We start from the raw sequence: 23028 nt of genomic DNA, 5'->3' as shown, positions 1-23028 counted from the left end.
GTGCCATGGCTGGCCGCAGGCCAGACATTGGCACTGGAAGCTGGTTCGGCGTCTTCTCTTTAGACGAGTTCATGGTCGGCGAGCGCATCGCTCCAAATCACATCTGAATTTTGACCGAAGTAAGTCCGCAGGGTTGCTTCCACTTCGGCACTATCGACGGCCTCTCGATCCACCGCCTCAAGCAGAAGCTGCGAATCTTCGAAGGACATCTTCTTAAACTCGCCATCGCAGCAGCCGTGACCGTCGAACGAGATGCGGCAGAGGAAGACCCGGCCCTCTTCATCTACATCGAAATCTGCGAATACGCTGCCTTCTCGCAGGCTAAGACAAAAACGGCAGGGCCTGGAGGGCATTGTCGGATAGACTTGAGCTTCGAGAGGCATGCTTTTGACGAACGTCAGCAGTCAGACACGACGGGGCGCAGCCCCGTCGTTGTTTGTGATGCTCTGGATGGGCTCTTCATTTCTTCTCTTCTTTCGGAAGTGGGTAACGCTTTTCGTCGTCCTCGATAAAGCTGCGGCCATAGGGGTGCCATAGAGATTTGTAGCCGTCTGCAACCTTCGACCACGCACCAAGCGGATGAGCAAGGATGCGCTCAAGCATGATCTTCGCGCTACGTGAAACGGTGGGACCATCATGTCCGATAGCCTCTTCCTCGAACCACATCAATGACCGGGTGCCGTCATCAAAATCGTCCTTCCACCAGACACCGCTGACTCCAACCCGGCCATCTTCTTTCTTCGTGACCTCCACTTTCGCGACCCCGCCCTTGGGATGGCGAAACAGCAGACTCCAGCAAGGGGCTTCGTGGTAATATTTCTCAAGGTGCAATCCGCGCTCGGCCACCAGCCGCAGAATATCCGCTCTGAGTGGTGCGAAGAACTCATCATACGCCTTGAATGGCTGGCTTTCGATTGGCGGCGGCAGGTCCATCAGTGTTTGCCCATCGTTTACGATGAGCCACGGCCGGGCGCCAGCCCGGACGTTGGCTCGGGCAACTGGATCGGCCTTCTTTTTGAGTTTCGATACACCACGGCCAAGCCAAGCACGAGAAACGTTTCGAAGAGTGGGAAATTCACTGAAGACTCGATATGCGGTATGATCTCACCGGATTGGATCTTTCGATTCTGCTCGGCGGCGTAGGCCTCGATAGCTTCCCGGTGCATCTGATACCTCACTTCACGCATGCCCCAGAAGAACACGGGGGAGAGGAAGAACACCGCAACAGCATAGAATCCAGAATTCTTCAGCGAACGAGCGAGCAAGATAGAGACCGAGAACCCGAAAGCCATCAGCAGCCATGAATAGAGCTGGCTGAACTTTGGCGCTGTATCCATCAGCCACACCTGCCACTCAGAAACTGGGGTCAATTCTGTCATTCTTCGCCGATCAGTGTTATTAGGCCAAACTGGCCTTGGGTTGTAGAAGGGAAAACATGGCAGGGATGCTTGCCTTATCATTTTGATTGTCAATACCGGGGCCTTTGAAATTTGGTTTTTGAATTTGGCTTTTTGGGATGCGGCGATCAATCTCGTCAAAATCATTTTTCCGGAAGCTTTTTCATGAACAATCCCATCCAATCCGGCAACGGGCGGTTTCTTCCGCGATGAGTCGCGCGCGGTTTCGTTTCCACATTGGAAGGCTGTTTTGCGGGAAGAGGCATTGCCACCCGAAATGATGGTTTTTTACGAGCGGGCAGTGCTGTCGTTTTTACATTTTTGCAAGGCTCGGCGTTGCGGGGCGTCGGTTCGCGTGGTGCGGGCATATTTGGCGGAGACGCGCATTGCGGAGACTGAGAGGGAGGCGTTGCGGTGGTTTTTCAGGAGGGCGGCCGGGGTGGCACCCCGGACTGGCGGCAATGACTTGGGCGACGCGGACAGGCCGCGCAATCGGCCCAGTCGTGAGACGGGAACTCTCGTCCCCGCTTTTCACCGGCGGGAGGTTCCGGCCGCCCAGATGGAGCCTCCGCCGGGCGCGGCGGACCTGGGGCGCGCGGACTGGGAGAGGGATCTGATCGTGGCCGCAAGGGGGGCGCATCTGGCGTGGCGCACAGAGACGACTTACCGGGAGTGGGCGGCGCGGTTCGTAGCGTTTTTGAAGGGGAGGCCGCCGCGGGAGGCGCGCGGGGAGGATGTGGCGGAATTTTTATCGAGGCTGGCGGTGGAGTCGCGGCTGAGTCCGGCTTCGCAGAAGCAGGCGTTGAATGCGCTGGTGTTCTTTCTGGAAAAGGGACTGGGGCGGGTGCTGGGAAAGATAGGCTTTCAGCGGGCGGCGGCGAAAAGGCGGGCGCCGGTGGTGCTGTCGAGGGAGGAGTGCGGGCGTCTGTTCGGGCAGTTGGAGGGGACGTGGTCGTTAATGGCGGAATTGATGTATGGGACGGGAGTGCGGTTGATGGAGCTGTTGCGCCTGCGGGTGCAGCATGTGGATTTGGAGCGCGGGGCGTTGATCGTGAACGGGGGCAAGGGCGACAAGGACCGGGTGACGGTGCTGCCGGCGGTGTTGAGGGAACGGCTGGAGGAGCATTTGAAGAGGCTGAAGCGGCTGTGGCGGGAGGATCGGGCCGACGGGGCGCCGGGGGTATGGCTGCCGGAGGGGCTGGGGCGCAAGTATGCGGGGGCGGGCGAGCGCTGGGAGTGGCAGTGGCTGTTTCCGTCGCGCGGGTTGAGCCGCGACCCGGTGAGCGGTGTGAGGCGGCGGCATCATGTGACGGACAGCGCGTTCCAACTGGCGTTGAAGAAGGCGGCGGACGCGGCGGATTTGAACAAACGGGTATCGCCGCATGTGCTGCGGCACTCGTTTGCGACGCATTTGCTGGAGGGCGGCGCGGATATCCGGACGGTGCAGGAGTTGCTGGGCCACGCGAAGGTGGAAACGACGCAGATTTATACGCACGTGATGCGCAGGCCGGGCCTTGGGGTGCGCTCACCGTTGGACACGAGTTGATGCAGTGAAGACAGGTTTTTCGTGACTGCCGTATAATATAATTTGCCCTGAAGCAACTTAGCGTGGCGCGGCGAAGCGATGGATGTCCTGATCGCCGGAACGCAGGAAATCCAGAAACTTTACGCCCTGATATTTGCAGGTCTCGCACACGCTCAGCAAAATCAGGTATTCCCGCAGGCCCTTTTCCGAGGTCACGCCGTTGATGACCTGCCGCAGCAGGGCAAAGGCTTTGATCGCGTGTTCCGCGTTGTTGTTGTTCCAAGGCACGCCGTCATGGTGCAGAAACGTGAACAACTCCCCCCGCTCCCGCGCGAAGCGTTCCCGGTATTTTTTTAGAACTGCGGAGCCCGGCGGCGCGAGGTCCAGCCGCCGGTAAAAGCGGTCAACCGCCCGCCGGTGTTTTTTAAGAAAACGCACCTTCAGCCCGCGGCGCTCGACCGTCGCGATCATCGGTCTGACCAAGTCCGCAAAATCCCGGCCCACGCGCTTCAGTTCCTCATCGTAGGGGTGCTTGTATAAATCGTCATTCAGGTCGCGCAAAAAATGGATGAGGCAGCGTTGCTTGGGACACTCAAGCGCGTCGTAGCCGGAATAAAAGTCCGTCACCAGCACGCCCTGAAAATTTTTAAGAAAATCCCGCAGCCATTCGCTTTCGCGGTTTTGGGTGTAAACATAGGCGACCGTGTCGAGACTGGCAAAAACCCAGACGCAGCCCTGGCAGCCCGCCACGCTGACCTTGGTTTCATCGACGTGCAACAGGCCGCCGTGCCGCAAGCGCCGCAGGAGCAATTCGTAGGTCGCGGCGTAAACCTGCGCGGCCTTGATCTTGAAACGGCTCGCGCTCCCCTGCGCCAGCGGCAGGCCGAACAGTTCGTCGAGGCTGCGGTCGATCATTTCCTGCGACAGGCGCAGCTCGATGTTCTGGTAAACCGCATAGGCCATCAACGCCGGGCCGAACTTGCCGTCCGGCAGGCCCGCCGCCGGCGGGCGAAACACCCGCCCGCAATGCCGGCACTCATGGCGGTGATAATGATAATGCACCACCCAGCGCCGCAAGCCGCCGCGGGTGAATTTCAAATCGTAAACCGTCCTGCTTGCCCGGTCATATTTGCGCAGGCTGGAAAGCCCGCAATGCGGACACTGCGTCGGCGCCGCGCATTGGACACGCCGGTTCACCGGCACGTCTCTTATGGAACCGGCGGGGACTTTTATTAGGGCGCGACGCAGGCGGCGGTCGGATTTCACATAAACCTTTTCCCGCTGGTAATCCCAGTAGGCGGCCTGGTTGATGGTCGCCAGTTCGGGGAAGAAAAATCGGTTGCGCTTGAACCCATAGGGATTCTCCCGCTTCAGGCCCGCCGCATCGACCACGTCGGGAGGCAGCGCCGCCGCCAGGTCAAGTATCCGCTGCGTCACTACGTCCAGCGCGGCGCAATCGTCCGCGTTGTAGGCGATCAGGTTGCGCCGCTCGCGCTCGGACGAAGCCGGGGCGCGGGACCACGTTTCCCGCCACACCACGGACTGCACGCCCGAAGCCGCCGGCACCGACCAACTGAAACCGAGGTATTGGGCGATTTCCTTGAGGCCGTTGGAAAAGGTCGGGAAATAAATCCGGGCAAAGATCACGGAGACCAGGTTCAGCGCCGACTCCATGGCGCCGGCCGCCGGCGAGCCCGGCTCCGGTTCTCCGTGACGCGCCCGCATCCGTTTCAAAAAACTGGTTTCGTAGCTCCCGTAATGGATCAGCACCGGGCGCTCGACGGTATTCAAAACGGCCAGAAATTCCCGCCAGATTTTTTCTTCGTCCCGGTCGCTGTCCGCCCACAGGCTGTGCTGCCGCGCCGCCGCCCCGCTGCCGATGCGCAAACCGATGAGATAGTAACAATCGCGGTCCGGCACACCCTCGACATCCAGATAGACCGGCGTGCCCTCGATCTTCAATTCCGGCCTGCCCACCAGATGAATCTTCCGCTCCCGGATGGCCAGGGCCTTGAGCGCGTGATGATATTTTTCCGCCCGGCCCTTCAACCACCGGGGTTTGCGGCGGGGCTGAAAAGTGTGGGAAAGCTGGGTGACAGTGAAAATGCCCTTGCCGCGCAGTCGCTGGCGCTCCTGCTCGCCCATGCCGGCCAGCAAGCTGAGGCTGTCCTGCTCCACCGCCTTTTGCCGGCAATGCCTTTGGAATCCGCACTCGGCGCAGTGCCGATTCAGGACCAACTCGGGCGAAGCGGTGCCGGACAGCAAAACCGCCATTTGTCCGATGCGCCTGCGCACTTCGTCGGCCAGTTCGGCGATCCTGACCTTTTTCACCGCGTAATCGTCACCATACACCAGTTTGCCATGCGCGGACGCGCGCCTGCCCTTTCCGGCCAGGGTCAGGGCATCGAATCCCAACAGCAGGCTTTCGTCCCTGCCCGGCTTGTTGAGGAAATGAAACCGGACGGGCACAGCCTGCGCCGGACTGCCCCGGCCTGCGGAGGGAATGGGCTCCACGGCGTCGGGATGCGATGCGAGCATGAGTCCAGTGCGGTCATCCACGGCCTGCGCCACCACTTCCGTCTCCGCCCCGGATGCCAGCCGGCCCGCTCCCCCGGCCCGGTAAGCCGCCGCCCTTTCCTGAAACCACCGGGCGTAAGGGTTGTCCTCGACCGCCATGGCCTGAAATCGCAGCCAGCACTTGACCGGGCACTTCAGAAAAGCGGCGAACAAATCGGCCGTTATCTTCGTCCCCGGCCCAACGCGTTGGGCTGCATCCCCCTCTGTTTTTCCCTCAAGCATGGGGCAGGATGACGGGAGCCGGCCATGGGGCAAGGGCGTGAGGCCCGTTTGAGGAATTTTTGCAAAGGCACCCTTCACAATGGCAAAATGGCACTTTTGCAGGAGGGACGGCCTCCGTGCCGCCCATCTGTTTGGAAGCGGACGACTCGGAGGGATCTCCCTCCTCCCCTTATAAAGCCCAATGTTCGCCGCTGTTTTTGATGATCGCGAGGGAAGGTTGATCCCCGAAACGGCGGCGGGTTGAACAGCGAAGGCACCGAGACGCAAAACCGCGAAGCGCGGGAAAATCCACGGCCGGGTTTTTCCTAATCCGCCCAAGCCATTGCCCTGCCTTCATTTCCCGGGGGCTCTTGCACCCCTGCCGTGAAAAGGCACGGTGGCAACCAATCGCGGCCTACCAATAATAATCAACACATATACAATAACTTAATTGGCGAATCATGGTGTGTTTTATTAGACTACCGGTGAATAGATACCGTTATATTTTCATCATTCAGGACCGCGAAAAACTTTATATTAATATCAATGCGCCAATATTGCCAACGAAACAAGTGCATTGGCGCCAAATTTTATATATCCATCGCTTTCCGATGTCCCATCACTGGATATTACAGACTATTCTGATTTCCGAACCGGAATTTTGGAATTGTAATAGAATGTTGACATATAGGCAAAAAGACTTCCGTTTATATAAGGTCTTATACAAATAAATCCGAACTTCATTTCGCGAATACCAAACACTCCGTGATGTTTTTTAACTTGCTGCTGTGTCCCTTTGGAGACGCGCACGGGATGTCGCATATCGGGCGGCAGCGTCGGCCAATTTAACATCTTATTTAAGCCGGCTCTCACCATGAAAATTCATACCTCCGCCCTGCATTGGTCGATCATGCTGTTCGGTCTCGTGGACCCCGACTGCCTGCGGGCGCAGACAGTCAGCAGCCCCCTCACGTTCGGCGGCAACCAAGCCTACACGCTCGGGCCCGATGGCACTTTCACCGGCTCGTCTGCCGTATCCCATAATGTCGCCCTCATTACCGTCAACAACGGCAGCCTTACCTTCAACACCAGCGGCGCCGCCGCCCTGCTCAAGATCACCAACAACATCAACACCGCCGCCGGCGGCTTGGGCGGCGCCATCAACGTCAGCGCCACCAACACCGGCTCGCTCTTCATCAACGGCAGCTACGGCGACATCCTCATCTCCGCCAACACCAACACCACCGGCACCGGCGGCGCGCTTCGCACCGCCGCCAGCATCACTTTCAGCTCCACCGTCACCGGCACCCTCGCCGTCACCAACAACATCGCCCGCGCCGGCGGCGCGTTCCACGCCACCAGCGGCGCCGTCGCCATCGGCGGCAGCTACGGCGGCATCCTCTTCTCCGGCAACCGCGCCAACGGGGACAACGCCGGCGCCATTTTCGCCTCCAACGGCGTTTCCTTCGCCGCCAACGTCGCCAACAACCTCGCCTTCACCAACAACTACACGAGCAACGCCGGCGGCGGCATCCTCACCTGGGGCAACGTCTCCCTCGCCGGCAACACCGGCGGCGCGCTCATCTTCCAAAGCAACACCGCCGCGGGCGGCCCGGGCGGCGGCATCTACTCCAACCAGACCCTCACCCTCGGCGGCACGCACGCGGCCATCCTCATCGACTCCAACCGCGCCGGTGCCGAGGGCGGCGGCCTCAACGCCAACAACGTCCTCATCGTCGGCGCCACCGCCGCCACCTTCACCGCCACCAACAACAGCGCGGGCGCCTCCGGCGGCGTGCTCTACGTCGGGCGCGGCCTTGGCGTGAGCGGCAGCCTCGTCTTCGGCGGGCGCTACGCCGCCGCCACCATCGCCGGCAACCGCGCCACGGGCAACGGCGGCGCCCTCGCCACCGACCAAGGCAGCATCTTCCTAACCGCCACCATCGCCGGACTCCTCGACATCCGCGGCAACACCGCCGCCACCGGCGGCGCCATCCACAGCGGCGGCGACCTGTTCATCTCCGGCTCCTACGGCAGCGCCCTCTTCCGGAGCAACACCGCCTCCGCCAACGGAGGCGCGCTCAATGCCGCCGGCAGCCTCACTCTCGGCGGCGCCTACGCCGCCACCGGCACCCTCCTCTTTGCCAGCAACACCGCCGCCGGCAGGGGCGGCGCGCTCTACGCCGGCAACGCCGTCCGTCTCTCCGCCACCACTGGCGCGGGGGGCACGCTCGCCTTCACGGGCAACACCGCCGGCGCGGGCGGCGCGATCGGCCTCGGGGCCGGAGGCACCCTCACCTTCACCAACGCCTCCCCCAACATCGTTTTCCTCGGCAACACCGCCAGCGGCGCCGGCGGCGGCGCGCTCTACTCATCCGGCAGCCTCACCCTCGGCGGCACCACCGGCAGCGTCCTCTTCCAGCGCAACAGCGCCGCCTCCGGCGCGGCCATTTACGCGGACGGCGCGCTCACCCTCCGCGGCGCCTACGCCAGCCTCGTCCTCGACTCCAACACCGCCGCGCAAAACGGCGGCGCCATGATCTCGCAGAACGGCCGCATCGTCCTCAGCGCCACCGCCGGCTCGCTCGTCCTTGCCGGCAACTACGCCGGCGGCGCCGGCGGCGCGCTCGTTTCCAGCGGCACCGACATCATCATCAGCGGCAGCTATGGCAGCATCGCCATCTCGAACAACACCGCCGGCAGTTACGGCGGCGCGCTCGCCGCCGGCGGCTACGGCAGCATCACCTTGGACGCCCGTTCCGGCGGCAGTTACATCGTTGCCAACAACACCGCCGCGCAAAACGGCGGTGCGTTTTTTGTCGCCAACAGTTTTAACCTCAATCTCGCCTCCGGCACTTTCCTCGCCACCGGCAACCGCGCCCTCTCCGGCGACGGCGGCTTCCTCTATGTCCAGCCGATGATGACCACCGGCAGCATCCTCTTCAACATCGGCGCCGACGCGGCCGCGCGAATCGGCGACGCTTCCTCCATCGCCGCCCAGGCCGACTCCATCGCCACCGGCTATGGCGTGAACCTCCACAAAACCGGCGGCGGCCTGCTCGAGCTTTGGGGCGACAACACCATCACCGGCGGCACGACCATCGTCACCGGCGGCACGCTCCACCTTCCGGGCAGTATCACGAGCATCGGGGCTGTCATTGACGGCGCCGCGGGCGTGGTGGACGCCTCCGGCTACTGGAACACCCAATACGGCGACTTCACCGTCGGGCGTTCCTCCGCGGCCTCGGTCACCCTCGCCGGCAGCGGCAGCGTCAACAGCAACGCCGTCACCATCGGCGGCCAGTCCGGCGCCACCGGCACCGTGGCCCTCTCCGGTCTCTCGCGCTGGTCGAGCAACGGTGCAAGTCTCATCGGCGACCAGGCCGGCGCCGCCGGCGTCCTCACCGTCGGCGGCTCGGCCTACTGGTTCACCGAAGGCCACGCCCTGACCATCGGCAACGCCGGCGCCGGTGCGGTCGTTCTCGCCGACAGCGGCAGCATCACCACCAACAACGGTGTTACCTTCGGCGCCCTCGCCACCGGCGTCGGCACCGGCACGCTCGCCGGCTCCGCCTACTGGGACAGCGGCAACAATGCCTTCACCGTCGGCGGCGCCGGCACGGGCGCGCTCACGCTCGCCGGCTCCGCCCACATCACCGGCGGCCCGGTCATCTTTGGCGACCAGGCCGGCGCGCTCGGCACCGGCACCATCGCCGGCTCGGGCTTCTGGGATACCCACAACATCGTCTTCACCGTCGGCAACTCCGGCACCGGCGCGCTCACGCTCGCCGGCAGCGGCAGCATCAGCAGCGCCGGTGTCACCTTTGGCGCGCAGACCGGCGGCTCCGGCACCGGCGCCATCGCCGGCGCGGCCCTCTGGAACGTCCTCGGCGATTTCAGACTCGGCGGCTCCGGCATCGGCGCGCTCGCCATGCGCGACAGCGGCAGCCTGCGCCTGACGGGCAACTACGCCCAAAACCAGGACTCCACCCTCTCCCTCGATCTCGGCGGCCAGCCGCGCGGCCCCTACATCGACGCCATGACCGCCAGCCTCTCCGGCACCCTCAATATCATCGGCTTCGGCGGCGTTTTTTCCGGCGCCTCCGCCACCGATGTCCAAAACCTCGCCAGCTACGTCCTCATCCACACCGCCAACGGCATCACGGACGACTTCACCTACGTAAACGTCAATGCCGGCCTCGCCGCCAACGCCCCTGACTTCGTCATCGCCGGCGCGCACAAGTCCGCCGACAACAGGGACTACGTCCTCGGTTTCGACCTCGCCTGGTTTGCCGACACCTCCCGCGGGCATGGATACTTCACGCTCCCCGGCCCCGCCGCCTTCGATGTCAATGTCGCCCTTGTCGATGAGACCCACAAAGGCGCCTTCACCACCGGCTGGGACGGCAAATCGCTCACCGTCACCTCTTCGAACAGCGGCACCCTTGTCCTCAGCGCCAACAACACCTACACCGGCACCACCACCGTTGACGGCGGCGTCCTCCGCATCACCGGCACCACCGCCGGCAACGCCGCCGGCGTCATCGGCGGCGCGTCCGGCACCGGGGCCCTCGTGGAGATCGCTTCCGGCGCGTCCTGGCAAATCGCGGGCGGCCTCGCCATCGGTGCCACCGGGACCGGCGAACTCTCCGTCCAGGCCGGCGGCTCCCTCGCCACCGCCGGCCCCGTCGCCATCGGCGGCGGCTCCGGCACCGCCAACAGCAAGGCCACCGTCACCGGCGTCTGGCGGCACACCACCGGCGACTTCGACATCGACAGCCACAACGCCGACGCGCTCATCGTCGCCGAGGCCGGACGCCTTTTCACCGACAGCCGCGTCTCCATCGGCAACACCCTCGACAGCCTTGTCGGCATGGTCGTCCAGGACACCGCCTTCTGGGATTCGGGCACCGGCAACATCGTCCTCGGCAACACCGGCTTTGCCTCGGTGGAACTCAGGGGCAGCGGCAGCATCCTCAGCGGCGGCACCCTCACCGTCGGCGCCGCCGCAACGGGCACGGCGGTCATCAGCGGTTCCGACTCCACGCTCTGGCATCATGCGGGCGAGTTCGTCCTCGGCGACGCCGGCTTCGGCCAGTTGCTGCTCAAGGCCAGCGGCAGCATGCAGGTCGACAATAATGTCATCCTCGCCAACCAGGCGGGCTCCAACGGCCAGGCATGGATACACGACCACTCCCGCCTGAACGTCGGCGGCGACTTCATCAACGGAGTCGGCGGCTCCGGCATACTCAGGGTGGACAACGACGGCCGGCTCGATGTCGGCGGCACGTATGCGCAAAGCAGTTCCTCCCTGCTCAGGATCATCTTCGACTCCGTCTTGCGCAGCCCGGGCGACGCCTTCATCTATGCCGGGAACGCCAGCCTTTCCGGCACCCTCAATGTCCTCGCCTTCACCGGCGCCGCCACCGGCACCACCGCCAGCGCCATCGCGAACAGCAACAAGCTCATCATCCGCACCCACACCGACATTCAAGGCGATTTCGATGCCATAAGCGTCATCTCGTCCGACTCCAGCGCACCCCTCGACTTCATCCTTCTCGACGGCTACAAAGCCAACAACATCGCCGACACCACTTCCAACTCCGGCACCGACTACTACATCGGCTTCAACCTCGCCTGGCTCGTCAGCGACACCCGCGCCCACGGCAATTTCACCCTCGACGCAGGGCGGAGTTTCGATGTGAACGTCTCTCTCGGCGACGAAGCCCCCAATCCCGCCACATCGTGGGACGGCAAATCGCTCGCCAAGAGCGGCCGGGGCAATCTCATCCTCAGCGCCGGCCACAGTTACAGCGGCACGACCTTCGTTTACGGCGGCACGCTCACCCTCACCGGCACCGGGCAAATCGCCGGCAGCGCCGCGGCCCTTATCAACGGCGGCATGGCGATCGTCAACGGCACCGGCTACTGGACTGCCACGGGCAACCCCTCCGGCGACGGACAGTTCATCGTCGGCGGCACGACCAACAGCACGCTCCAGCTCACCGCCAGCGGCAGCATCGACAGCACCGCCGTCAGGACCGTCATCGGCAGCGGCAGCACCGCCACGGGCGCTGCCAACCTCAGCGGCTCCGGCCGGTGGACAGGCAGCGATTTCATCCTCGGCGAAAACGGCTCCGGCAACGTCACCCTCAACAACGCCGCCGAGGTCCATGCCGCAAACACGATTCTGGGGCACAACTCCCGCGCCTCCGGCATACTCATCGTCAACGGCTCCGCCCGGTGGAACAACGATGTCGCAGGCGTGTTCACCGTCGGCGACAGCGGCACCGGCTCCATGATACTCTTCAGCAACGCCCTCATCAGCAGCGGCACCGTTGTCTTCGGCGGGACCGGAGGCGGCCGCGGCACCGCCGTCCTCAGCGGCTCCGCCACCTGGGACACCAACGGGCGCGACTTCATCATCGGCGATTCCGGCACGGGCGTGCTCGAGCTCACCAACAACTCCCGCATCCACAGCGGCACCGTCGTCATCGGCGCGAAGACGGGCAGCTCCAACCAAGTCACCATCACCAACTCGGCCTTCTGGGACACCAACGGCGCCGCTTTCGTCATCGGCGATGCCGGCGACGGCGTGTTGTCGCTTCAGGGCAGCGGCAGCGTCAGCAGCGGCGCGCTGATCCTCGGCCGGGGCAATGATCCCGGCTTCGGCGGCGCCCTTCAGGTTGCCGGCTCGGGCTATTGGACCACCAACGGCAACGATGTCACCGTGGGAGGGGAGACCACCGGCGCGGTGGTGATGCAGGGGAGCGGCAGCATCCGCGCCGGCAGCATCACCCTGGGCTTGAATGCGGGCGCCACCGGCACGGGCCTGATTTCAAACTCGGCCCTCATGCGCGCCGACGGCGATTTCCTCAACGGCGGCGCCGGTGTCGGCGAGTTGCAGATCCGGGACAGCGGCTCCCTCAGCGTCGGCGGCCTCTACGAGCAATCCTCCGACTCCCTTCTCCAAATTGTCCTCACGGGCACGCGCGGCGCGTTCATCACCGCCGGCAGCGCCGCTCTCAGCGGCACGCTCACGGTCTCCGGCTTCAGCGGCACCGTCACCGGCACGAAAGCCAGCGACGTGGGCGGCAACTCCATTCTCCTCATCCGCACGGGAAACGTCATCGCGGGGGATTTCGGGGCCAGGCTCGTCATCACCCCCACCAGCGGCCTGCCCGACTTCATCATCGCCGACGCCTACCGGGCCAGTAATGGCGTGCGGGACGAAGTCACCGGCACCGACTACGTGGTCGGCTTCGGTCTCGCCTGGTTCAGCGACACCACGAAAGGACACGGCAGCTTCACGCTCGACGCGGGCCACGCCTTCAACGTGGACGTCTCGCTCGTCGACGAAGACTCCAAGGGCACTTTCGCCACCGGCGCATGGGACGGCAAATCGCTCACCAAGCTCGGCGCGGGCACGCTCGTCCTCAGCTCCGTAAACACCTACAGCGGCGCCACCATCATCCGCGAAGGCGGCCTCCTTGTCTCCGCCACCGGCGCGAACGCCGCCGCCGCGCTCGGCACCGGCACGCTCGTCCTCTTCGACAGCACGACTACCAGCGGCACGCTCCTCTTCGACACCACCGCGACGATGACCCAGCGCCAGGTCGTTGACGTCGATTCCGCCGCCGCCCTCGCCAACACCAACCCCGCCGCGCTCCTCACCGTGACGGCTCCCGCCCATGCGGGCGACGGCGGGGCCGTCCATGTCAACGCCGGCGGCACCTACAATCTCCTCGGCGACATTGCCTTTGCCGGCAACAACGCCTCCTCCGCCAGCGGTGGCGCGATTTACCTCGACACCGGCGCGACGCTCGGCCTCGGCGTGGGCGGCATCGCCTTCACCGGCAACACCGCCGGCGCGGGCGGCGCGGTATCCGGGCGGGATGCCCTTGTCATAAACGGCGGCGGCGGCGCGCTGGTCGCGACGGACAACCGCGCCGGCAGCACCGGCGGCGCGTTTGATGCCTTGGGTGACATCAGGCTCTCCGACTCCTACGGCGCCATCGTCATCGCCGGCAACACGGCGGGGACCTTCGGCGGCGCGCTCTACTCCCATGGCGGCGGCATCAGCATCACCGCCACCGCCGGCGTCTTCACCGCCACCGGCAACACCGCCGCGGCGGGCGGCTTCGCTTATGCGGGGGCCGGCGGCATCACCCTCGCCGGCCTCTACGACGCCATTCGCGTCGCGGGCAACTCCGCCACCGCCGGCAGCGGCGGCGCGATTTACGGCGCGCGCGGCGTGAGCATCAACGTCTCCGACTCGCTCGTCATCCAGTCCAACACCGCCGCCATCCACGGCGGCGCGGTTTACAGCGGCAGCGACTTCGCGCTCACCGGCTCCTTCGAGGGCATCCTCATCGAAGGCAACATTTCCGGCACGCACGGCGGCGCGGTTTACGCCGAGGGCGACGCCGCCATCGGCGGCACGGTCGGCGGCGACATCCTCATCACGGGCAACAGCGCCATCACGGGCTACGGCGGCGCGATTTACTCCGGCGGCGCCCTTGCCCTCAATGCCACCGCCGGCGGCGGCATCCACATCGACGGCAATACCTCCGGCACGAGCGGCGGCGCGCTGTTCGGCAACGGTGCCATCACGATCAACTCCGCCGCCGCCGGCACGCTGTCTGTCACGAACAACGCCAGCAACGGCGGCGGCGCGCTCACCTCCGGCGCCTCCATCACCATCGGCGGCTCCTACGGCGACATCCTGATCGCCTCCAACACCGCCCGCGTCGCCGGCGGCGGGGCGTTTGCCGCCAGCCTCGGCAGCATCGCCGTGGACACGCTCACCAGCGGCAGCCTGGTCATCCGCGACAACTACACCGCGCTGACCGGCGGCGCGTTCACGGCGGGCGGCGCGGCCAGCGCCATCACCATCGGCGGCACTTACGGCGCGATTGCGATCTCCTCCAACACCGCGTCCGGCGCGGGCGCCTTCCGCGCCGCCAACGGCGCCAGTCTCGTGATCGATGCCGTCGCCGACAGTTTCGAGATCGTGCAAAACACCGCCTCCGGCGGCGTCGGCGGCGTGGCTGTCGCCGACGGCGCCATCACCATCGGCGGCCATTACGGCAGCCTGCTGGTCAGCTCCAACACCGCCTCCCTTTCCAGCGGTGCATTTTACAGCGGCGGCGACACCACCCTCACCGGCTCCCACGGCGTCATCACCATCGCTGGCAACACCGCGCTCACCGGCGGCGGCGGCGCGTTTTGGGCGGGAGGCGACCTCGCCTTCACCGCCACCGCCGCCAGCCTCGTCGCCACGGACAACGCCGCGCGGAATGGCGCCGGCGGGTTCGCCGGCGCCGCAGGCGCCGTTATCATCGATGGCGACTACGGCACCGTCACCATCACCAACAACATCTCCGGGACCGGCGGCGCGATTTACTCCGGCGGCAACTTCACCCTCCGCCTCGCCTCGGGCGACACTCTCGTGGCCACCGGCAACCTCGCCGCGGATGAAGCCTCCGGCGGGTTCCTCTACGTGAACAGCGGCAGCATCCTCTTCGACATCGCCGCCGGCGCGGACGCGCAAATCGGCTTCCAATTTTCCCGCGCCATGCAGGCCGACTCCATCGCCACCGGCGCGGACGTGAACCTCGTCAAGGCCGGCGCGGGGCTCCTCATGCTCTGGGCCAACAACACTGTCTCCGGCACCTCGCTCCTCCTCGACGGCACCCTCGCCATGGCCGCCGAGGGCAGCCTGGCCACCGGCGTTTACGAGCAGGAGGCCGGCGCCACGCTCTCGCTCGATCTTTCCGGCGCGCCGCGGCCCTCCTTCATCACCGCCACCGCCGCGCAGCTTTCCGGCACGCTCGACCTCCTCAACGCCTCCGCCCTCATCGCCGGCGGCACGAAAGCCAGCGAGCTCGCGCAAAACAACCAGGTGCTCATCCACACGACCGACACCATCACCGGCGGATTCACCGGCACCATCGGTGTCAACGGCGCGGGCGCGGCCGACTACCTCGTCTCCGGCGCGTTCATTGTCGGCGGCACCGACTACGTGCTGGGTTCGCAGTTGGCGTGGTTCAGCGACACGACGGCCAGCCACGGCAATTTCACGCTCGGCGCGGATGAGACCTTCGAGGTGGACGTGCCCCTCGGCGACACCACGCCGCACGCCGCCGGCGCGAACGTGCCGGCGTGGGACGGCGCGTCGCTGACGCTGACCGCGAGCAACAGCGGCACGCTCATCCTCAGCGCCTCGAACAATTACTCCGGCACGACCACCGTCAACGGCGGCGTGCTTGAAGTGACCGGCTGGACGGGCAGCACGGCGCAAGTCAACATCGCCAGCGCCGCCAATTCCAGCGGCACGGTCAGCGTCAGCGGGTATTGGAACACGGCGGGAAATCTCATCGTCGGCGGCAGCGGCAGCGGCGCGTTATTAATGAGCGGCGGCACTGTTCGCGCCAATTCCATTATCATCGGCGGGAACAGCACTGGCGTCGGCACCGGCAGTGTTGGCGCGGGCGCGTTGCTCATCGGCAGCGGCGGCATCAATGTCGGCGGCAATGGCAGCGGCACGCTGATTATCGCGGCAGGCGGCACCGCCCGTGGTAATTACGACAGAATCGGGGACCAAGACGGCGACGCCACCCTCTTGGTCGAGGGAGTCTGGACGAACACCACCTTCCGCGTTGGCATTTACGGCGACGCCGCGCTGACCATCAGCGGCACCGGCATGGTGCTCACCGCCGCCAACGGCAGCATCAATGACGACGCCAGCAACGGCCACGTCAGCACCGCGCTCCTCACCGGCAGCGGCTGGTGGGACGTGGGCACCACCTTCACCATGGGCGGCTACGAGGGCACCGGCTCGCTGGCCATCACCCAGAGCGGCAGCCTGACCGTCGGCACCGACGCGACCATTGGCAGCTACGAGGACACCTCCTTCGTCAACGTCAGCGGCAGCGGCCTGTTCCGCACAGGAAGCAACTTCACCCTCGGCAACGCCAGCGGCCCCGCCACTCTGTTCATGAGCGAGAGCGGCAGCGTCCGTGCGGGCGGCACCTACGCGCAGGGCGCGAACGGCACGCTGAGCATCACCCACACCGGCACGCTCGGCTCGCGTGGCGCGTTCGTCACCGCGGCCAGCGGCACGCTCAGCGGCACGCTGACCGTCAACGCCGGCGGCACCGCCGCGTTTGTCAACGGCGGCAGCGCGTCGGCCTTGGCGAATAACTCGCAAGTGCTCATCCGCACCGGCACCATCAGCGGCGGCTTCGACACCGTGACCGTCACCGGCGGCACCAGCACGCACGACTTCCTGACCCTCGGCGCGTTCATCGTCGGAGGGACCGACTACGTGCTCGGCTCGCAACTCACGTGGTATTCCGGCACCGCGACGGCGCACGGCAACTTCACGCTCGGCGCGGGCGAGACCTTCACGGTTGACGTGCCGCTGAACAACACCGCCACGCCGAACACCAGCGGCTGGGACGGCGCGTCGCTGACCGTGACCGCGAGCAACAGCGGCACGCTCATCCTCAGCGCCTCGAACAATTATTCCGGCACGACCACCGTCAACGGCGGCGTGCTTGAAGTGACCGGCTGGACGGGCAGCACGGCGCAAGTCAACATCGCCAGCGCCGCCAATTCCAGCGGCACGGTCAGCGTCAGCGGCTATCTCGGCACGGCAAATTCCGGCATTAACGTCGGCGGCTGGCAGGCCAGCGACACCAACGCCCACGGCATCCTGAACCTCACCGGCACCGCCGCCGGCTCTCTCAATGTCGGTCGCGGCACCGCCAGCACCGGCGAGGTCAACGTCAGCGGCAACGGCGCCTTGTTCGGCAATTCCGACTGGATTGGCAACAACGGCGCCCTCGGCACGGTCAACGTCACCGACAGCGGCTCGTGGAGCAACGGGTGGCTCTACGTCGGCTACTGGGGTGGCACCGGCGTCGTCAACGTCAGCGGCACCGGCGTCGTCACCGCCACCACCGCCTACATCGGCTATTATTCCTACGAGGAGGTGGCCCGCGGCGAACTGAATGTCAGCGGCAGCGGCTGGTTCCAGGCCGGCGAGTTGAGCATCGGCCACCAAGGCTTCGGCACGGGCGCCACGCTCGAGGGCGCGGTGACGCTGACCGACAGCGGCAGCGTCACCGCCGGCAACATCGTCATCGCCAACAGCGCGGGCGGCGGCGCCGTCACCACCGGCAGCGCCAGCGTCGGCGGCAACGCGCTGCTCGCCAGCGCCACCAATATCATCCTGGGCAACGGCACCAACTCCGCCGCGCTGGCCGTCAGCGGCAGCGGCCTGGTCACGGCGGGCGGCGCCTACGCGCAAAACGCCCAAAGCACGCTGACGCTGGACGCGGCCGGCGACGGCGTGACGGCGCGCGGCGCGGGCGACGCCTTCATTTACGCCTCGTCGGCGACGGTCGGCGGCACCATCAGCGTCAGCGGCTTTGCCAGGCAGCGCGTTCGCGGACGCGCAAAGCGTCGTCAACAGCGGCCATCAAGTCCTCATCAGCGCGACCAGCGGCACCATCAGCGGCGTGTTCGCCAGCGCCACGCTGGCCGGCGTCAGCGCGCTGCCCGATTACCTTTACGGCGGCATCTACAAGACCACCAGCGGCAGCAGCTACGTCGCCGGTGTGAACCTCGCATGGTTCGGCGATGCCGCCAGCGGCCACGGCAACTTCACCGTCGCCGGCGGCACGAGCTTCGACGTCAACACCACCCTCAGCGACACCATGGGCCTCGCCGGTTCCCCCGCCTACGCCTCCGGCTGGGACGGTCGTTCGCTGACCGTCACCGCCAGCAACTCCGGCACGCTCATCCTCAGCGGCTCGAACACCCACACCGGCACGACCACGGTCAACGGCGGCGCGCTCGCCATCACCGGCTGGACGGGCAGCAACGCGGCGGGCTTGATTGACGGCGGCGCGGGCGGCGCGGCGAACCTCATCGTCAGCGGCAGCGGCTATTGGGGCATCGTCAACGGCGGCGACTTGCGCGTCGGCAAAACCGGCACCGGCAGCCTGACCATCACCGGCGGCACCGTCAACGCCGGCAGCTTTGTTTATCTTGGCTACGACGCGGACGCGGTTGGCACCGGCACGGTCGGCGGCGGCGGCCTGCTTGGGGCGAACATGATTATCGTCGGCGAAGGCGGCGTCGGCTCGCTCAGCGTCACGGGCGGCGTGGTTGCGGCAAACACGTGGATCTCCATCGGCGATTCGAGCAACGGACTTGGCACTGTTGGCGTCGGCGCGGGCGGCCTGATGACTTCCGGCAACAATATCACCGTCGGCAACAGCGGCACCGGCGCGCTGGTCATCGCGCAGGGCGGCACCGCCAGTGCCGTCGGCGAGATCCGCTTTGGCTACCTCGGCGGCGTCGGCAGCGGCACGGTCGGCGGCGTGCTCGCTGGCTCGAGCAATTTCTACGTCGGCTCCGACCTGGGCGGCACCGGCGCGCTGGCCGTCGGCGGCAGCGGCAGCGTCACCGCCGGCGGCGCTTACGCAAAACACCCGCTCCACGCTCGACCTGACGCTCAGCGGCAGCCTCGGCAGTCGCGGCGCGTTCATCACCGCCGGCAGCGCGCAACTCAGCGGCACGCTGACCGTCAACGCCACGGGCACGGCGGCGTTCGTCAACGGCGGCAGCGCGTCGGCCTTGGCGAATAACGCGCAAGTACTCCTCCACACCGGGGGCATCAGCGGCGACTTCGCGGCGAAGAGCGTCAGCGGCGGGACCAGCCAGAAGGACTTCCTGACCTTCGGCGCGTTCATCGTCGGCGGCACCGACTACGTGCTCGGAACGCAGCTGACGTGGCTCAGCGGCACCGACCGCAGCCACGGCAACTTCACGCTGGGCGAGGGCGAGGTTTTCAACGTGGACGTGGCCTTGGGCAACACCACGCCGCACGGCGCGAACCTCGCCCTCAGCGACTCGTGGGATGGCGCGTCGCTGACCGTGACCTCGTCGAACCGGGGCGACCTCATCCTCAGCGCCAGCAACAGCTACAGCGGCACGACGCTGGTCAACGGGGGCACGCTGACCATCACCGGCTACGTCGGGGCACGGCGGTGTCATCGGCAGCGGCTCCGGCACCGACGGCACGGTCAACCTCAGCGGCAGCGGCCAGTGGCGCATGAACGGCTCCGCACCGCTCAACATCGGCAACAACACCGGCACCGGCGCGCTGGCCATCACTGACAGCGGCACGGTCACCGCCGGCGGCGTCGGCATCGGCGCCACCGGCCTGGTCGCCGTCGGCGGCGCCGGCCACCTCGGCGGCGGGCAGTTCAGCGTCAACGGCCGGTTGGACGCCGCCGGCAGCGCCGTCGTCGCCAGCACCGATTTCCGGGTCAGCAGCGACGCCCTCGCCAGCGGCACGGCCGGCGTCAGCGGCAGCGCGTTCCTCGATGTCTCCGGCGGCGGCCTCATCGGTTATTATTCCAACACCGGCACCAGCACGCTCGCCCTTTCCGAAAGCGGCAGCGCGCGCTTCACCGGCCTGAGCGTCAACCCGACGCGCACCGCGGGCGCGGGCCTGGTCACCGTCAGTGGCACGAGCCGCCTCGACATCACCGACTACCTCGCCTTCGGCGGCAGCAGCTACATGAACATCAGCGGCAGCGGCGCGGTCGCGGTCGGCGGCACGGTTTCCTTCGGGCAATACGCCGCCGACTTCGGCGTGCTGGCCGTCGGCGACAGCGGCGCGCTCGCGGCGGCGGGCGACTTCATCCTCGGCTACAGCGGCGCCGGCACCGGCACCGGCCAGCTCAACATCTCCGGCAGCGGCCTGGTCACCGCCGGCGGCACGTATGCGCAAAACGCCAACTCCACGCTGGCGCTGACGGTGGAAAACCGCGGCGCGGGCGACGCGTTCATTTACGCCTCGTCGGCGACGGTGGGCGGCACCATCAGCGTCAGCGGCTTTGCGACGGGCAGCGTGTTCGCCAGCGCGAGCAGCGTGCTTGGCAGCGGCCATCAAGTCCTCATCAGCGCGACCAGCGGCACCATCAGCGGCGTGTTCGCCAGCGCCACGCTGGCCGGAGCCGCCGGCAGCCTGCCCGACTACCTCTACGGCGGCATCTACAAGACCGACGCTGACACCAAATACGTCGCCGGCGTGAACCTCGCGTGGTTCGGCGGCGCGCAGGACGGCCGCGGCAATTTCACCGTCGCCGGCGGCACGAGCTTCGACGTCAACACCACCCTCAGCGACACCGTGGGCCTCGCCGGTTCGCCCGCCTACGCCTCCGGCTGGGACGGCCGTTCGCTGACCGTCACCGCCAGCAACTCCGGCACGCTCATCCTCAGCGGCTCGAACACCTACACCGGCACGACCACGGTCAACGGCGGCGCGCTCGCCATCACCGGCTGGACGGGCAGCACGGCGGCGGGCGTCGTCGGCGCGACTCCCGGCGACAGCGGCGCCGTCGCGGTCGGCAACGGCGGTTATTGGCAGGCGCAAAACGACATCCTCGTCGGCGGCGGCGGCGCGGGGGCGCTGGCCATCGCGGCGGGCGGCACGGTGCACAGCCTAGGCGGCAGTGAGGTCGGCTGGGCGCCGGGCGGCAGCGGCAGCGCCACCGTCGGCGGGGCGTGGCGCAGCGAAGGGATGATGATCGTGGGCGACGAGGGGAGCGGCGCGCTGGCCGTCCCGGCGGGCGGCCTGGTCAGCAGCGGCATGATCAGTGCGATCGGGCTCTTCAGCGGCACCGGCACCGCCACGGTCAGCGGCTGGTGGGACAGCGGCAGCGACTTTTACACGGGCTATTTCGGCAACGGCGCGCTGACGGTGACCGACAGCGGCAGCGTCACCGTCGGCGGAGGACTGTTCGCCGGCTTCGATGCCGGCGGCGGCCTGGCCGGCAGCGGCAGCATCGCCGTCACCGGCAGCGGCCTGCTGGCCACGGCGGGCAATCTCACCCTCGGGGTGGCCGGCACCGGCGCGTTGAGCGTGGACGCGGCGGGCCGCGTCGCCGCCGGCGGGGACATCACCCTCGGCGGCACCGACACCGGCAGCGGCACCCCCGTCACCGGCACCGGCGCCGGCAGCGGCAGCGCCGTCATCACCGGCGGCGGCCTGGTGAGCGCGGCGGGCAATTTTTATAACGGCGACACCGGCGCCGGCGCGCTCACGATCGGCCAGTCCGGCAGCATCGGCGCCGGCGGCACGTATGCGCAGAACGCCGGCTCCACGCTCACCCTCATGCTCGACGGCACGCTGGGCGGGCGCGGGGCGTTCGTCACGGCGGCGGCGGCAAACCTCGCCGGCACGCTGGTCGTCCACGCCACCGGCACCGCCAGCGGCACCAAGGCCAGCACGCTCGCCGACCACGTGCAGGTGCTCATCCGCACGGGCACCCTCACCGGCGACTTCGCCGGCAAGACCGTCACCGGCGGCACCAGCGTGGCGGACTACCTGGCCTACAGCGCGTTCATCGTGGGCGGCACCGACTACGTGCTCGGCTCGCAGCTCGCGTGGCACACCGGCACGGGCGGCGCGCACGGCAACTTCACGCTCGGCGCGGGCGAAACGTTCGAGGTGGACGTTGCCCTGGCCGACGCCGCCGCGCCCAACGCCTCGGGCTGGGACGGGCAATCGCTCGCCAAGCTCGGCGACGGCCTGCTCATCCTCAGCGCCAGCAACGGCTATAGCGGCACGACCTTCGCCGGCGGCGGCACCCTGGCCATCACCGGCCACGTCGGCGGCGCGGCCGGTTACATCGCCGGCGCCGGCACCACGGCGTGGGTCACCGTCGGCGGCAGCGGGTCCTGGGGCACGGCGGGCGACCTGCACGTCGGCGGCAGCGGCACCGGTTACCTGGCCATCGCCGGCGGCGGCCGCGTGTCCACCGGCGGCACGGCCTTCTGGCAGGTCGCGGGCGACTTGTTCGTCGGCACCGACGGCACCGGCAGCCTGCTCATCAGCGAGAGCGGCAGTGTCAGCACCGCCGGGCATGGTTACCTCGGCTACTCGGCAACCGCGACGGGCACGGCCACGGTCGGCGGCGGCGGGTTCTGGAGCAGCGCCACGACATTCTACGTCGGCTACAGCGGCACGGGCGCGCTCGTGCTCGGCGGGAGCGGCAGCATCGGCACCGCCCAGGACGCCTACCTCGGCTACAACAACAACGCCGGCGCGGCGCGATCGGCGGCGCGGCGTTGTGGACGGCCGGCGCCGACTTTTATAACGGCCTCGCCGGCACCGGCTCGCTCGCCCTCCGCGAAAGCGGCTCGCTGGCCGTCGGCGGCACGTATTTCCAAAACGCCCAATCCACGCTCGCCCTCGCCCTCGAGCCCGGCCGGACGACGGCCTACCTGACCGCGCGGACGGCG

At 66.9% G+C, this 23028-nt stretch carries 10 protein-coding genes; 5 read left to right on the top strand and 5 right to left on the bottom strand.

Annotated elements, in window-relative coordinates; genetic code table 11:
• Positions 1–59: 59 nt before the first annotated feature.
• The 4 genes from OH491_RS00650 to OH491_RS00635 all read right to left on the bottom strand — a co-directional run bounded on the left by OH491_RS00650 (position 60) and on the right by OH491_RS00635 (position 1765).
• On the bottom strand, positions 60–383 hold the full coding sequence (locus OH491_RS00650; protein WP_068772952.1) for a hypothetical protein: 324 nt from the start codon (positions 381–383) through the stop codon (positions 60–62).
• A gap of 76 nt (positions 384–459) precedes the next feature.
• A complete protein-coding gene (locus OH491_RS00645; protein ID WP_068772953.1) occupies positions 460–933 on the bottom strand; it encodes a hypothetical protein in 474 nt (157 codons plus the stop codon).
• A 17-nt stretch (positions 934–950) separates the two neighbouring features.
• On the bottom strand, positions 951–1529 hold the full coding sequence (locus tag OH491_RS00640; RefSeq protein ID WP_145929110.1) for a hypothetical protein: 579 nt from the start codon (positions 1527–1529) through the stop codon (positions 951–953).
• An 11-nt stretch (positions 1530–1540) separates the two neighbouring features.
• A complete protein-coding gene (locus OH491_RS00635; RefSeq protein ID WP_334319723.1) occupies positions 1541–1765 on the bottom strand; it encodes a hypothetical protein in 225 nt (74 codons plus the stop codon).
• Between the two features lie 191 nt (positions 1766–1956).
• Here OH491_RS00635 and OH491_RS00630 point away from each other — a divergent pair, with 191 nt between their 5' ends.
• Positions 1957–2943, top strand: a complete 987-nt coding sequence (locus OH491_RS00630) for an integron integrase (protein ID WP_342750807.1) — start codon at positions 1957–1959, stop codon at positions 2941–2943.
• Between the two features lie 57 nt (positions 2944–3000).
• Here the strand turns inward: OH491_RS00630 and tnpC are convergent, their stop codons facing one another.
• Positions 3001–5598, bottom strand: coding sequence for an IS66 family transposase (gene tnpC, locus OH491_RS00625; protein WP_068772955.1), 2598 nt, complete (start codon positions 5596–5598; stop codon positions 3001–3003).
• A gap of 976 nt (positions 5599–6574) precedes the next feature.
• On the opposite strand from tnpC, the gene OH491_RS00620 reads away from it, so the two are divergent.
• Genes OH491_RS00620 through OH491_RS00610 form a run of 4 tightly spaced genes read left to right on the top strand, consistent with a single transcriptional unit; the run spans position 6575 to position 23014 of the window.
• Positions 6575–18610 (top strand): autotransporter-associated beta strand repeat-containing protein, encoded by a 12036-nt coding sequence (locus tag OH491_RS00620; RefSeq protein ID WP_342750806.1) that lies wholly within the window; start codon positions 6575–6577, stop codon positions 18608–18610.
• Positions 18510–19361, top strand: a complete 852-nt coding sequence (locus OH491_RS28095; RefSeq protein WP_425429210.1) for a hypothetical protein — start codon at positions 18510–18512, stop codon at positions 19359–19361. The genes OH491_RS00620 and OH491_RS28095 overlap by 101 nt, the downstream gene beginning before the upstream one ends.
• The gene (locus OH491_RS00615; protein WP_342750805.1) at positions 19351–19893 is read left to right on the top strand and encodes an autotransporter-associated beta strand repeat-containing protein; all 543 of its coding nucleotides are present in this window, start codon (positions 19351–19353) and stop codon (positions 19891–19893) included. Before OH491_RS28095 ends, OH491_RS00615 begins: the two co-directional genes overlap by 11 nt.
• Positions 19829–23014, top strand: a complete 3186-nt coding sequence (locus OH491_RS00610; RefSeq protein ID WP_342750804.1) for a beta strand repeat-containing protein — start codon at positions 19829–19831, stop codon at positions 23012–23014. Before OH491_RS00615 ends, OH491_RS00610 begins: the two co-directional genes overlap by 65 nt.
• Positions 23015–23028 lie beyond the last annotated feature (14 nt).

Source organism: Termitidicoccus mucosus, assembly GCF_038725785.1.
GTDB lineage: Bacteria > Verrucomicrobiota > Verrucomicrobiia > Opitutales > Opitutaceae > Termitidicoccus > Termitidicoccus mucosus.
Note: the sequence above shows the minus strand (reverse complement) of the source record. Positions and strands in the feature narration are given on the sequence as shown.

Bases quoted from the DNA above. Each gene is read 5' to 3' on its own strand.
- OH491_RS00610 (WP_342750804.1), top strand. From the start codon at position 19,829: ATGAACGGCTCCGCACCGCTCAACATCGGCAACAACACCGGCACCGGC.
- tnpC (WP_068772955.1), bottom strand. From the start codon at position 5,598: ATGGCGGTCGAGGACAACCCTTACGCCCGGTGGTTTCAGGAAAGGGCG.
- OH491_RS00630 (WP_342750807.1), top strand. From the start codon at position 1,957: ATGGAGCCTCCGCCGGGCGCGGCGGACCTGGGGCGCGCGGACTGGGAG.
- OH491_RS00620 (WP_342750806.1), top strand. From the start codon at position 6,575: ATGAAAATTCATACCTCCGCCCTGCATTGGTCGATCATGCTGTTCGGT.
- OH491_RS00645 (WP_068772953.1), bottom strand. From the start codon at position 933: ATGGACCTGCCGCCGCCAATCGAAAGCCAGCCATTCAAGGCGTATGAT.
- OH491_RS00635 (WP_334319723.1), bottom strand. From the start codon at position 1,765: ATGCCCGCACCACGCGAACCGACGCCCCGCAACGCCGAGCCTTGCAAA.
- OH491_RS00650 (WP_068772952.1), bottom strand. From the start codon at position 383: ATGCCTCTCGAAGCTCAAGTCTATCCGACAATGCCCTCCAGGCCCTGC.